This window comes from Brevibacillus sp. YAE8, assembly GCF_057543335.1.
Window position 1 is genome coordinate 54,246 of the sequence record NZ_BAAIYG010000010.1, and the last position, 12,670, is coordinate 66,915.

The 12,670-nt window shown below is 53.9% G+C and carries 12 protein-coding genes and 1 pseudogene; 7 read left to right on the forward strand and 6 right to left on the reverse strand.

The annotated features are described in order from the left end of the window. Positions 1-61: 61 nt before the first annotated feature. From AC27IT_RS14450 to AC27IT_RS14470, 5 genes and pseudogenes are all read right to left on the reverse strand, one after another. Positions 62-943, reverse strand: coding sequence for a YitT family protein (locus AC27IT_RS14450; protein ID WP_005830053.1), 882 nt, complete (start codon positions 941-943; stop codon positions 62-64). A 249-nt stretch (positions 944-1,192) separates the two neighbouring features. Then, positions 1,193-1,702, reverse strand: a complete 510-nt coding sequence (locus AC27IT_RS14455) for an FkbM family methyltransferase (protein WP_487091863.1) — start codon at positions 1,700-1,702, stop codon at positions 1,193-1,195. A gap of 133 nt (positions 1,703-1,835) precedes the next feature. Then, on the reverse strand, positions 1,836-3,116 hold the full coding sequence (eutH, locus tag AC27IT_RS14460) for an ethanolamine utilization protein EutH (RefSeq protein WP_005830057.1): 1,281 nt from the start codon (positions 3,114-3,116) through the stop codon (positions 1,836-1,838). Positions 3,117-3,525: 409 nt separating this feature from the next. Beyond that, the gene (locus AC27IT_RS14465) at positions 3,526-3,726 is read right to left on the reverse strand and encodes a cold-shock protein (RefSeq protein ID WP_005830059.1); all 201 of its coding nucleotides are present in this window, start codon (positions 3,724-3,726) and stop codon (positions 3,526-3,528) included. 348 nt (positions 3,727-4,074) lie between these two features. Next, positions 4,075-4,337 (reverse strand): annotated as a pseudogene (locus AC27IT_RS14470) (nitroreductase family protein); the annotation flags it as partial. Positions 4,338-4,628: 291 nt separating this feature from the next. Between AC27IT_RS14470 and AC27IT_RS14475 the strand changes: the two are divergent. Then, a complete protein-coding gene (locus AC27IT_RS14475) occupies positions 4,629-5,288 on the forward strand; it encodes a futalosine hydrolase (protein WP_005830063.1) in 660 nt (219 codons plus the stop codon). Next, on the forward strand, positions 5,289-6,134 hold the full coding sequence (locus tag AC27IT_RS14480) for a 1,4-dihydroxy-6-naphtoate synthase (protein WP_005830065.1): 846 nt from the start codon (positions 5,289-5,291) through the stop codon (positions 6,132-6,134). Between the two features lie 216 nt (positions 6,135-6,350). Here the strand turns inward: AC27IT_RS14480 and AC27IT_RS14485 are convergent, their stop codons facing one another. Then, entirely contained in the window at positions 6,351-6,875 is a 525-nt protein-coding gene (locus tag AC27IT_RS14485) for a superoxide dismutase family protein (RefSeq protein WP_197187288.1), read from the reverse strand. 161 nt (positions 6,876-7,036) lie between these two features. Here AC27IT_RS14485 and AC27IT_RS14490 point away from each other — a divergent pair, with 161 nt between their 5' ends. The 5 genes from AC27IT_RS14490 to AC27IT_RS14510 all read left to right on the forward strand — a co-directional run bounded on the left by AC27IT_RS14490 (position 7,037) and on the right by AC27IT_RS14510 (position 12,659). Continuing rightward, positions 7,037-7,714: a response regulator transcription factor gene (locus tag AC27IT_RS14490; protein ID WP_005830069.1), complete on the forward strand. Its 678-nt coding sequence runs from the start codon at positions 7,037-7,039 to the stop codon at positions 7,712-7,714. Continuing rightward, positions 7,711-9,135, forward strand: a complete 1,425-nt coding sequence (locus tag AC27IT_RS14495) for an ATP-binding protein (RefSeq protein WP_026558240.1) — start codon at positions 7,711-7,713, stop codon at positions 9,133-9,135. Before AC27IT_RS14490 ends, AC27IT_RS14495 begins: the two co-directional genes overlap by 4 nt. 117 nt (positions 9,136-9,252) lie before the next feature. Beyond that, entirely contained in the window at positions 9,253-10,362 is a 1,110-nt protein-coding gene (locus AC27IT_RS14500) for a Fe(3+) ABC transporter substrate-binding protein (RefSeq protein ID WP_005830072.1), read from the forward strand. Positions 10,363-10,365: 3 nt separating this feature from the next. After that, positions 10,366-12,021: an ABC transporter permease gene (locus tag AC27IT_RS14505; RefSeq protein ID WP_487091864.1), complete on the forward strand. Its 1,656-nt coding sequence runs from the start codon at positions 10,366-10,368 to the stop codon at positions 12,019-12,021. Beyond that, a complete protein-coding gene (locus AC27IT_RS14510) occupies positions 12,018-12,659 on the forward strand; it encodes an ABC transporter ATP-binding protein (protein WP_005830076.1) in 642 nt (213 codons plus the stop codon). The genes AC27IT_RS14505 and AC27IT_RS14510 overlap by 4 nt, the downstream gene beginning before the upstream one ends. Positions 12,660-12,670: the final 11 nt, after the last annotated feature.

A 12,670-nucleotide genomic window follows, 5' to 3' on the forward strand; every position in this document is an offset into this window, starting at 1 on the left:
GTCGGAGCGCGAATACAAAAAAGGTGCCGCTGCCCGTGCAGACGACACCTTTTTTATTTGCCTAGTGAATGGCGTTTTTCTTGAATTGTCCGCCGCGCACGTCGTGGATGTTGCCGACTGCGAGGAAGGCACTCGGGTCGATTTCTTCCACGATCAGCTTCAGCTTGGCCTCTTCCAGACGGGTGATGATGCAGAAAATGACTTTCTTGTCATCGCCGGTGTAGCCACCCTCACCTTTCAAATAGGTGACACCGCGTCCCAGACGGGCAACGATGGCGTCTCCCAATGCCTTGTGATTGTCGCTAATAATCCAGACCGACTTGGATTCCTGGAAGCCTTCGATGGTCAGATCGATCATTTTGAAAGCAATGTAATAGGCGATCAGCGAGTACATCGCGCGATCCCAACCGAATACGAATCCGGCACTGCTCAAAATGAATAGGTTGATAAACATGACGATCTCACCAACGGAGAACGGAGACTTTTTGTTAAACAGTACCGCAATGATTTCCGTACCATCCAGAGAGCCGCCGTAACGCAGGACGAGCCCTACGCCAATTCCCAAAATAATGCCGCCAAACACGGCTGCCAACAGCGGATCATCCGTCAAGCCAGGGACTTCGTGCAACAGCATCGTACCCACGGACATGACACTGACCCCAAACAGCGTGGAAATAGCGAACGTCTTTCCGATTTGCTTATATCCGATTATGAGAAAAGGCAGATTAAGCAAGAACAGGAAAATGCCAAGAGAAAGAGAAGTGAGATGCGAGGCAATGATGGAGATACCTACAATTCCTCCGTCGATGATCTTGTTCGGCACGAGGAAAATCTCCAAAGCTACCGATACAAGGGAAGCACCGACGAGAATAAAGAAGATTCTCTTCAGCAACTTTCCAATGGGTAATTTTTGATGAGTCGAAATTGCATTTTGTTGTTCCATCGTTTCTCTCCCCATTGTGAAATTTTCTACTCTCTTATTATAACATTCATTTTTGATTGACTACTGCTCAATTGCACATTATACGAAAAAAATAGCAAAATCTGATATGGATAATGAAATATGGGAGAAGGCACGCAGCTTGCACGGGATGGCCTGGACGCAAGCGCTCGCCAGTCTAGTCTGGAAAGCGGCGCCGAAAGCAGGCGAGGACGATTTTGTGCTGCGCGCCAAAATTTGGCGTCTGGCAGATCAGTCTGACATGACCAGATACGGGCACTCCCCGGTAGCAAGCACGATGTCGAGGTCGATCTCGACGGTGGCCCCTGTTGCATCGAGGACGAAAAAGCGCTTGGCAAACGTCTGCCGATAGTCGTGCAAAAGCTGGGTAAACGGCTCCCAATCCGCCTGGAGCATATGGCGGTTCAGTTCAAAAACGACGGTTTTCGCCTGCTTCGCGATGATTCTTTCCATGCCGAGAAAAGCCTGATACTCGCCGCCTTCAATGTCGATTTTGACAAAGTCGACGCGCTCGTCGGCACGGATAAGCTCATCGACGGCAGCGGCTTCTGCTTCGATACAGTCAAATTCGTCCTTGTAGTGCTTGTGGTAGTCTGCGCTGTGCTGGTGCAGGGAGCTGTTGCCGAGGAAGCGGCGGGAGGCGTAGAACGCGATGCGGGACGGCCGGGAAAAGGCGGCCAGCGGATAGGCGTGAACCCGATCGTGAAAAATCCGGGAATTACCTCCTTGGTGGTTTTGCAAAATACATTACAGATTATGTAAAGCAGGACGTTTTGAGACGTGTTGCTTTCATTACGGCATGGCAAAAGGGCAAAAGAAAAAAGGCTGTCTCCAGGGACAGCCTTTTTGTTATGCGGAAAAGCGTGACTTTGTCTTACTCTTTGGTAGCCGCTACTTCAGTAGAAGCTTTTTGCTCGCCGTGTCCGTCCATGTATTCGTCAGGACCGATGATGCCAGCTTCGCGGTCTTGTTTCTCCAGCTCCAGCGCTTTTGGCACAGAGAGCCAGTAGGCGAGCGCGATGGCGATCACACCTGCACCGAGCTTGCCGAGCATCACCGGCAAGATGATGTTAGGCTGGAAGTTCGCGGAGAAGGACAAGTGGTCGCCCAGCAAGAACGCCGCACATACCGCGAAGGAGATGTTGATGACTTTGTCTTTTGGCGGCATGGAGCGCACGAGGCGGAACATGGCCAAAATGTTGGCGACAGTTGCCAGCAGCCCCGCACTGCCTGTAGGACTGAGGCCCAGCTTGTTGCCCAGCGCTTCCAGTGGCTTCGCCGCGTATTTGCGCAGCAAGTACACCATCGGGAACGCACCGCAGAGCATGATTCCGATGTAACCGGCTGTTTCCAGCGCGCGGTATTGGTCTTTCGGGTCGGCGATGATCGGATCGAATCCCCAAGAGCCGAATACGGTAGAGAAAATGCCTGTAAAGTATTCCACGATCGAAAACACGAGAACGAGTTTGATGCCAGCGTCCATTGTTTTACCAAAGATCATGAATCCGCGAATCATCAGGTCAGGCATGAAGCGCAGACCTGCGGCAATCGCCACAACAAAAATCAGGATAGGGGACAAGTTCAAAAGCACCTGGCCGATTCCGATGGCAAACGCATACGTGGAGTCAGCGTTTGTAGAGATTTCAGCACGAACTTGCGCGTTTGACAGAGAGAGAATGGCACTGGTGATGAAAGCGCCGATCGGAACAGTCAAAATCCCGGACATGACGCCAAGCGCCATGTATTTGTGGTCGCGCTTGTCGAGCATGGCCAGCCCCATTGGAATGGAGAAAACGATCGTCGCACCAGCCATCAGACCGACGACCATAGCCATTACCCAGCCTTCTGTCGAGCTTTTCAAGATGTTCGCCAACTGGTAGCCACCCATGTCGGAAGCCAAAATGGCTGTTGCCGCGAGGGCAGGGTCGGCGCCGATTTTGTGGAAAATCGGCGACACCGCTTTTTCCACAAACCACGAGATGTAAGGGAGGGAGGCCATGATCCCGGCTGCGGGAACGAAGATGTAGCCGGTTGAGTGAATTCCTTCCATGAACTCCTTGCCAAGCCCTTCATCGCTGTTGCGGATTGCGGCGACAGCACCGATGACTGCGCATAGCATGATGATGTAAATAATGACACTTCCAATGTGCTCCATGGACAACCCCACCTTTTTGAAAGATGTAAACAATAAAAGCGCTTAGGATCCCTGAAAACCGGGGATTTGCCCTAAGCGCCTTTGCTTATTTTCGTATGGACTTGTTTAAACAGCTTGAAGATTGATAAATCATCTGGAACCGCTTTCAAACGAGACTAAAAAATAAGCGAAGGAATGATGTCTCAGCTTGTATCATTGTGTAAATTTTGAAAACTTCATGCTGGAAAGCGCCATTGCTTTTCGCTGCATTATACCGTGATTATATGGGGAGCTTTGTCTGTTGTCAACAGCTCTTTAGGAACAAAGTCCGAATTTTATGGCGGGTGACCGACAAAAAGCGGCCGCGCAGGTTGAGAAAGAGCGAAAAAAAGCCGCCCTGCTATCAAGCAAGGGCAGCTTTGTGAGCCAATTACAGTTTTACTACGTTCTCAGCTTGTGGTCCGCGGTTGCCTTCTACCACGTTGAATTCAACGCGTTGGCCTTCTTCAAGAGTTTTGAAGCCTTCGCCAGTGATTGCGCTGAAGTGAACGAATACGTCGTTTCCGCCTTCAACTGCGATGAAACCATAACCTTTTTCAGCGTTGAACCATTTTACTGTACCTGTTTGCATGGGTGTTACCTCCAACAAAGTTAAAATGAATATGCAACTTTTATTTGTGGATAAAATAAAATTCACACATTGTGAAAGGTTCAAACATAACTGTAAACCCTTTACAATATGTGAACACTCATTTGAAACTTCTTTTGTTTAAATTAATACTACCACAGGCAGGAGCGGAAATCAATCAGTTACTTTCAGATCCGTACAGCAAAAAAACAAGGAAAGACGGCGAAAAGACTGGATGTCTCGCGCGCCGCCTTATTAATGGGGGAATTTACCTAGCGATAAGGAGAAAAACTTCACTCGTTCCGCGATGGGCTGGAACTGTTTTTCGCCAGGCTGTGCGGTTGGCTTGCCGAACGCGTTCATTTTTTCTTCTGTCGGTCCGAAGCTTTCGGCTGGCACGATTTTGCGTAGCGTTTCCTTGGTGATGCTCCACAGCATGGGTGTTCGCCCAGAAGCACAACGACGCGGGCGCTTTGCGAGTTGAAGGAGGAAGGCGTATGCTTGACGGCTTCTTCGACAAGCTCGCGAATACGCTCGTCAGAGACAACAGCTTCCTTGCTGATTCCGTAATAGGTGCGTCTGTCTTTTACGGCTGTGAAAAAATCTTTACTCAGATTCATACCTCCAATGGCTTTTTTTCTTTAACAGGATGCATGGAAAATGCAAAACTTATTCAATGTAATATAATTACTTTTCGTAACTAAATATATTTTATTGAAGAATCGTTGTTAATCCTTTTCCAGCAGACGGATGCGTTTTGGCGACAGCAGCGGCGCATTTGTCTGTCAAACACCCCAAACTCTTTACACGAAGGACAAGTAGCGATAACGTGGAGGAGGAAATGTTTTTTCAAGAAAGCTGTACGAAATAAAGAAGGGAAGCAGAGGAAGGAGGGCAGGCTGGAAATGCTTGATGAGCAAAAAAAGCAGCGCATTCTCGTCGTGACATCGGTAGCGGCAGAGCGGGATGCGGTCATGCAAGGGCTGGGCGAGGACGCACGGTTCACGGTGGCCGTCGGAGGCGTGGGGCCAGCTTCGGCCGCTGCCAGTACCGCGCGGGCGCTGGCAAAGGTGCAGTACGACCTGGTGGTTTGCGCGGGGATTTGCGGCGGCTTCGTCGGCCGGACAGAGGTCGGCTCGATTGCGGTAGCCAGTGAGATCGTCTGCGCAGATTTGGGAGCGGAGACGCCGGATGGCTTTTGCAGCGTGGACGAGCTGGGGTTTGGCTCGGCGCGTGTGCCCGTGGCTGGCGAGCTGGCAGAGCGTGTGGAGCGCGCCATGCAAAAAGCGGGCTTGCCCGTTGGTCGCGGACCGATCCTGACGCTGTCTACGGTGACGGGAACGGCGGAAACGGCACAGGCTTTGGCTGACAGGATGCCGGAAGCGCTCGCGGAAGCCATGGAAGGATACGGTGTGGCGGTCGCTGCGCATGCGGCTGGCGTGCCTGTATTGGAGATCAGGACGGTTTCCAACGCGATTGGCCCGCGCGACAAGTCGGCGTGGCGAATCAAGGACGCGCTGGAAGCGCTGCGAAAAGGAAGCTCAGTTTTGCGGGAGGTGCTGTAAATGAAGATTGCGTTTTCTCCGTGTCCAAATGACACGTTTGTGTTTCACGCCTGGGCACACGGGCTGATTCCGGGTGCGCCCGAGTTGGACATCATGTATGCCGACATTGATATTACGAACACGCTGGCGACTCGTGCCGAGGGGCCGGAAGTGATGAAAATTTCTTATGCGGCACTGCCGTGGGTGCTGGACAAATACGCGTTGCTCCCTTGCGGCGGGGCTTTGGGCAGAGGCTGCGGGCCGCTCGTGCTGACACAGGGTGATGCAGGCGCAAGCGCCAACGACCCGGCCCGGCTCTCCGGCAAGCGGGTGGCCGTTCCCAGCGAACGCTCGACGGCGTACCTGCTGTTCCGTTTGTGGGCTGCGCAAAACGTCCCGGGCGGTGTAGGGGAAATCGTCGTGATGCCGTTCCACGAAATCATGCCTGCCGTGCGCGACGGCAAAATCGACGCGGGCCTGGTCATTCACGAAGCGCGTTTTACTTATCAAAACTACGGACTGGCCCTCATGACCGATCTGGGCAACTGGTGGGAAGCAGACACCAATCTGCCGATTCCGCTCGGGGCGATCATCGCCAAAAGATCAATGGATCTCGAAGCGCTGGCGAACTGGACGCGCGCGTCTGTAGAATACGCCTGGGCTCATCCGACCGCTTCGCAGGAGTACGTCATGTGCCACGCCCAGGAGCTGTCCTTCGAGGTTGCTCAGGCACACATTGCCCTGTACGTAAACGAATTTACGCGCAATCTCGGAGAGGACGGCTACGCAGCTATCACCGCCTTGCTGGGGCGCGCTGCCGAGGAAGGGCTTGTCCCTCGATTCGACTTGTCGCTGCTGCGCGGATAACAGGCAACAGAAATGGCGGTCGCGCGAAGGACTGGCCTTTTGCCGATGTGACAAGTCTTTGCGCATAACAAAAGAAAACGAAGGAAGCACAGGGGCTTGAGTCTCTGTGCTTTTTTTATTGCCACGGCAGCCGAGGGTACGAAGCTGTCCACGGCACGGCTGTGTCCTGCTCTCGCCTGATGGATTCGCATAGCGGAAGCAAAAATGGCGCGGTCGCTAGGCAGGCTGGATAATCCCGCAGGCCAGCCGCTTGCCGCTGTTGCCCGCAGGCTGTGTCCGGTAGTCGTCCGGGCTTTGGTGGATGATGACAGATTTGCCGACGACATCTGCCGCCCTGAACTGGTTGGTGAAAAAGCTCATCCGCGCATAGCCGTCGTTGGAAAACAGGACAGGGAAGTCGCCAGCGTGGTTGCCGTGCGGCTGGTTGGTCGGATTCCAGTGGGAGCCGGCTGCGGTGAACGGATCGTCCGGATTGCCGACGGTGCAGACGCCATGTTCATGCAGGTGAAAGCCAAAAGGGCCAATCGGCTGCTGATTGCCAGTCGCGGGCTTGTAAGGAGGCAGGCCGATGACTTCGACGTAAATCTCCGTTCCGTACGGGACATCGGTGAAGACGATATAGCCGTTCAGGTTCGGAGCCAGCGGACCGCCCTGAATCTGGGCATAAGCCTGTGTCGGGGTGTGCGCATAGTGGGAAGAAATCATGCGCGTATCGTAAAAATAGGGAGGATATCCGTTCATGTACACTCCACCTTCGCTTTCGTGATCGTTACGATGTTCATCCTATGTCGCGAATGGGCGGATGGTTCATCTTTTCGATGGGCGGCGAATGTTGACGCTGATAATTATTATCATCTACAATCAGATGGACTTCCCCCGCGGGGACAAAAGGTGAGCAAACGATGAAACGAGTGCTTTTGATTGAAGATGAAAAAAATATGGCGAGGTTCATCGAGCTGGAGCTGCGTCACGAATCGTTTTTCGTGGCGGTTGCCGATGAAGGAAGAACAGGGCTGGACCTCGCGTTGAAGGAAGAGTGGGACCTCATCCTGCTTGATTTGATGCTGCCGGAAATGGACGGGATGGAAGTGTGCCGCAAGATTCGCGAGCGCAAAAAAACGCCGATCATCATGCTGACGGCAAGAGACAGCGTGGATGATCGCGTCTCGGGTTTGGACAGCGGCGCGGACGACTACATTCCCAAGCCGTTTGCGATTGAGGAGTTGCTCGCGCGAATGCGTGTCGTGTTTCGCAGGCAGGAGGAGCAGACCGACGCGCTGCGGGCCAAGCTTGTTTTTCGCGAGCTGACCGTTGACCTGGAGGCGCGAACGGTAGCAAAAGGCGGACAGAGCCTCGAATTGACCAAAAGGGAGTACGATCTGCTCGTGATGTTTATGAAAAACATTAACCGCGTCCTGCCGCGCGACGTGCTGCTCGATACGGTGTGGGGGTACGAGTCTGCCGTCGAAACGAACGTCGTCGATGTGTACGTGCGGTATTTGCGCAACAAAATCGACGCGCCTGAGGAGCGCAGCTACATCCAGTCCGTTCGCGGGATCGGCTACGTGATGAGAAAATGAAAAGATACGCCCCATCCAGACTCCCGATCAAATGGAAGCTGACGCTTTGGTCGTCCGTGCTGCTCTTTTTGGTGTTCATCGCCTACAATACCGTTCAATATTATTTTGTGGAAAAGTGGATGATGCGTCAGGAGGAGCAAGCGGCCGAGCAGACGATGCGCGAGATTCTCAACTTTGCCCTGGAGCGGGAAATCTCCTTCGCGGGAGCCGATCTCGACGAAATGCGCAGCTTTTTGCAAAAAATCAACCAGCACAACCAGCGAATCCGTATCCTCGACGGGCAAGGCGTGCCGGTTGCCGTCGTGTCGGACGGGATCGAAGACAGCCTAGCTGAAACGATCACGCGTGCTCCCCGCGAGCAATGGCGGAGTGTGCACATCAGCAAAAACTTGCTGTTGATGGAGCGGCCGATCACGATTTTTCAGTTTGACGGCACGGTGGAGATCGTGAAAAACATCCAGGAGTTCGAGAAGCTGAGCGGAGCGTTGTTCCGGTTCATGGCGATCGGCTGTCTCGCGGCGGTCATTGTAAGCGGACTCGGCGGGAGACTGCTGGCCCGGCAGTTGGTCAAGCCGCTGCAGGCGATGAACGAAACGATGAAAAACGTGAAGCAAAAGGGTCTGTCCGAGCGGGTGGAGTTTTACGACAATCACGATGAACTCGCCACGACGATGAAGATGTTTAATGCGATGATGGACAAGCTGGAGCGGTCCTTTCAGCAGCAGCGGCAATTCGTGGAGGATGCTTCGCATGAATTGCGCACCCCGATCGCCATCGTCGAAGGGCACCTGGGCATGCTGCGCCGCTGGGGCAAGCACGATCCGGCCGTCCTGGAGGAATCGCTGCAAATATCCGTGGAGGAGCTGTCCAGATTAAAAGCGCTGGTCGAGGAGCTTCTCGTGCTGACGCGGGCAGAGAATCTGCAAATGGATGAAGCGGCCGCAGTATGCGAGCCGGAGCAGGTCATTTCGCAAACGGTCAAAAAGGTCAATGTGCTTCATCCCGCCTTCATTATAGAGCGCGATCTGCAGGCGCTGTCCGGGGTGAAGCTGGCCATATCCGCAGAACATCTGGAGCAGATTTTGCTGATTCTTTTGGACAATGCGGTCAAGTATTCGCGGGAACGAAAAAGAATCGCGGTGAGGGCAGCCATTCAGGGCGAGCGAGCCCGCCTGGAGATTATCGACGCGGGAATCGGCATTCCGGCAAAAGACTTGCCGTATGTCACGGATCGGCTGTACCGGGTAGACAAAGCGCGAAACAGAAAAAGCGGCGCCATGGACGGAAACGGCCTGGGGCTGTCGATTGCGAAGCGGCTTGTGGAGCGTTACAACGGAGCGCTGACGATCGAGAGCGTCGAGCAGGAAGGCACTACTGTCAACGTGCTGTTGCCGATTCGCTCGATTGCGGAGAGCGTCTGAAAAAAGTTTTTTTGTTTTTCTCATCGTTTTCTCATTTTGCTTCGCTACAATAAGCCTTGTCGATTGGAAATGATATTCATTATCAAAACAACTTGAGGCAAAGGGGAAGATTCGAAAATGAGAAAAACAAGCATGCTCAGTCTCATGCTCTTTACGATGCTGACTGTGCCATTCATGGCGGGCTGCGGAGCTGGTCAGGGAGAGAGCAGCGCGAGCCAGCCGCAAGCCGGCACTACCGCGCCAAAAGCGGAGGAGACGGCGGCGAAGGACAAGGACCAGGTCGTCAACGTATTTACGGCAAGGCACTACGAGATAGACAGCAAGCTGTTTGCCGAGTTCACCAAACAGACGGGGATCAAGGTCAATGAAGTAAAAGGCACAGCCGAGGAACTGGTGGAGCGCCTGAAGCGCGAAGGCGAAAGCTCGGAGGCGGATTTGTTCATCACCGTGGACGGCGGCGTGCTGAACTACGCCAAGCAAAACGGCGTTCTGCAGCCAATCGCCTCCGCAGAGGTGGAAAAAAACGTGCCGAGCCAATGGCGCGATCCTGACAACGAATGGATCGGCATGGCGACCCGCGCGCGCGTGATCGTCTACGCAAAAGACCGCGTGAAGCCGGAAGATTTGTCCACCTATGAAGATTTGGCGAGCGACAAATGGAAGGGCAAAGTGCTCGTTCGTTCTTCCTCGAATTTGTACAACCAGTCATTGGTCGCTTCCTTTATCGAGCTGAATGGCGAACAGGCGGCGCAAGATTGGGCAACGGGCCTGGCGAACAACCTGGCGCGCAAGCCAGAGGGCGGAGACCGCGACCAGGCGAAAGCGATCGCGGCCAAAGTCGGAGATGTCGCTCTGATGAACACGTACTACGTCGGGCAAATGCTGCATTCCAAAGACGCGGAAGAAGTGAAAGTCGCAGAAAGCGTCGGCGTCTTTTTCCCGAACCAAAACACGACAGGTACGCACGTGAACATTAGCGGCATCGGCTTGACCAAGCATGCGAAAAACAAAGACAACGCCGTCAAGCTGATCGAATACATCACGAGCAAGGAAGGCCAGTCGATGTTGACGCAAGGCAGCTTTGAGTTCCCGGTGAATGCGGAGGCGGAGAAGCCGGCCTTGTTGAAAGAATGGGGCGAGTTCAAGACGCAGCAGCTCAATTTTGCCAAGCTTGGCGAGCACAACAAAAAAGCGGTTGAGCTGATGAACAAAGCAGGGTGGAAATAAACGATGACGGGAGCTGCGTTGCGAAGAAGCCTGAAACGGAAGCTGAACGGGTGGGTAGCGCTGAGCGTGACAGGGGCCATTTTGGCCCTTCTCCCGTCTCTTTACATTTTGCTCGGCCTGTTTGCGCACACGAATGAAAACTGGCAGCACATTCAGGAGTACATGCTCCTCGATTACGCCCTGGAATCGCTGTGGCTCGTCTTGGGAACAGGAGCCTGTACGATCATCGTAGGCGTTTCGCTCGCCTGGCTGGTGGTTGCCTACGATTTTCCGCTGCGCCGTTTTTTCGCGTTCGCCTTCGTGCTGCCGCTGGCGATCCCGCCGTATATTGCGGCCTACACGTACGGCAACATGCTGAGCTATACCGGAAGCATCCAGACTTTTTTGCGAAATGGCTGGGGCTGGACGTTCGATCAGCGCTACTTTGACATCATGTCCATGAAGGGCGCCATTTTTATTTTCACGCTGTTTTTGTTTCCGTACGTGTACTTGATTACGAAAACGTTTCTGGAAAAGCAGAGTGCGGCGTTCATTGAAAACGCCCGATTGCTGGGGAAAAACTCGGTTCACATCTTTTTTCGCATCGTGTTGCCGCTCTCGCAGGCCGCTATTGCGGGGGGAGCGAGCCTGGTCGCGTTTGAGGTGCTGAACGACTTTGGCGTGACTAACCACTTCGGCATTCAGTCGTTTACAACGGCGATTTTCAAGACGTGGTTCGGCATGTACGACGTCGATTCGGCAATCCGTCTGGCTGCCTGGCTGATGAGCCTGATTATCGGCATTTTTGTCGTGGAGCGGCTGGTGCGCAAGCGCAAAAAGTTCAGTTCGCCGACGAACCGGGTCACGACGCTGCGCAGAAGAAAGCTGACAGGGCTGCCCATGTATGCCGCGCTATGCTTTTGTATCGTGATCGTTTCCCTTTCTTTTTTCATTCCTGTGGCACAGCTTGCGGTCTGGGCAACATGGACGTATCAGGAAGTGCTGAACGAGCGGTTCGTGCAGCTTTTGACCAATACGCTGTCGATCTCTGTTGTTTCCATCGCGCTCCTGATGCTGCTTGCGGTCACGGTCGCCAACGTCATTCGCTATTCCCGCACATCTGTATTCGCCATGGTTATGACGCGGCTGATTTCCATGGGGTACTCGATTCCGGGGGCGGTGCTGTCAATCGGCGTGCTGGCCGTCGTGATTTCGCTCGACAAAGAGCTGGGTCCGCTGTACGCCTGGCTGGGCTTTCCAGAGGGCAAGCTGGTGATTAGCATGTCGCTGTTCATGCTCGTTTTTGCCTATATCATCCGCTTTTTGGCGGTCGGCTTCAATGCGGTCGAAGCCGGCTTTGAGAAGACGGGAAACCGCTATTCGGAGGCGGCGCGAATGCTCGGCATGGGGATGACCCGGACTTTTTTCAAGGTCGATTTGCCGCTCATCAAAGGGGCGGTCATGACCGGGGTTATTCTCGTGTTCATGGAGATTGTCAAGGAGCTGCCGCTGACTTTGCTGCTCCGCCCCTACAACTTCGAAACGCTGGCGACGAAGGCGTACCAATACGCAAGCGATGAGCAAATCCAGCAAGCGTCGATTCCGTCGCTGTTCATCGTCGCGGTCGGCATCGTTTCCGTCTTTTTTTATCACTGGGTAGGGGAGAGACAGGCAAAATGAGCTTTTTTCAACTGGACAATATCACGTTTGGCTACGGAGCGGGGAGCGGGCCTGTCGTGCGCAATTTTTCGCTGCGCATGGAGCAGGGCGAGATCGTCGGGATTTTGGGAAACAGCGGCTGTGGAAAAAGCACGCTGCTGCGCTTGATCGCGGGGCTGGAAGCTCCTGCGGGCGGACGAATCCTCATCGACGGACGGGTGCTGGTCGATGCGCGGCAGTTCGTCGAGCCTGAGCATCGCGGAGTCGGAATGATTTTTCAGGACTATGCACTGTTTCCGCATTTGACGGTCGAGCAAAATATTTTGTTTGGACTGCATCGGCTGACGAAAAAAGAACGGGAGGTACGGCTTCGGGAAATGCTTGCTCTCGTGCAAATGGAGAGCTTCGGCAAGCGCTACCCGCATGAGCTGAGCGGCGGGCAGCAGCAGCGGGTGGCCTTTGCCAGAGCGTTGGCACCTCGACCCGCCATTCTGTTGATGGATGAGCCGTTCAGCAATCTGGACGCAGAGTTGAAAAAGAAAATACGCGAGGAATTGCAGGAGTTGCTGCGGGCAGCGCGCATCACGACGATACTGGTGACCCATGACAGAGAAGATGCGGAGACGATCTGCGACCGGATCATCCGCATGGCTCGCTGACGGGCAAAGTG

What these genes read in the sequence shown, in the direction of transcription:
- AC27IT_RS14450 (WP_005830053.1), bottom strand. Translation starts at nt 943, where the DNA reads ATGGAACAACAAAATGCAATTTCGACTCATCAAAAATTACCCATTGGA.
- eutH (WP_005830057.1), bottom strand. Translation starts at nt 3,116, where the DNA reads ATGGAGCACATTGGAAGTGTCATTATTTACATCATCATGCTATGCGCA.
- AC27IT_RS14465 (WP_005830059.1), bottom strand. Translation starts at nt 3,726, where the DNA reads ATGCAAACAGGTACAGTAAAATGGTTCAACGCTGAAAAAGGTTATGGT.
- AC27IT_RS14475 (WP_005830063.1), top strand. Translation starts at nt 4,629, where the DNA reads ATGCTTGATGAGCAAAAAAAGCAGCGCATTCTCGTCGTGACATCGGTA.
- AC27IT_RS14480 (WP_005830065.1), top strand. Translation starts at nt 5,289, where the DNA reads ATGAAGATTGCGTTTTCTCCGTGTCCAAATGACACGTTTGTGTTTCAC.
- AC27IT_RS14485 (WP_197187288.1), bottom strand. Translation starts at nt 6,875, where the DNA reads ATGAACGGATATCCTCCCTATTTTTACGATACGCGCATGATTTCTTCC.
- AC27IT_RS14490 (WP_005830069.1), top strand. Translation starts at nt 7,037, where the DNA reads ATGAAACGAGTGCTTTTGATTGAAGATGAAAAAAATATGGCGAGGTTC.
- AC27IT_RS14495 (WP_026558240.1), top strand. Translation starts at nt 7,711, where the DNA reads ATGAAAAGATACGCCCCATCCAGACTCCCGATCAAATGGAAGCTGACG.
- AC27IT_RS14500 (WP_005830072.1), top strand. Translation starts at nt 9,253, where the DNA reads ATGAGAAAAACAAGCATGCTCAGTCTCATGCTCTTTACGATGCTGACT.
- AC27IT_RS14505 (WP_487091864.1), top strand. Translation starts at nt 10,366, where the DNA reads ATGACGGGAGCTGCGTTGCGAAGAAGCCTGAAACGGAAGCTGAACGGG.
- AC27IT_RS14510 (WP_005830076.1), top strand. Translation starts at nt 12,018, where the DNA reads ATGAGCTTTTTTCAACTGGACAATATCACGTTTGGCTACGGAGCGGGG.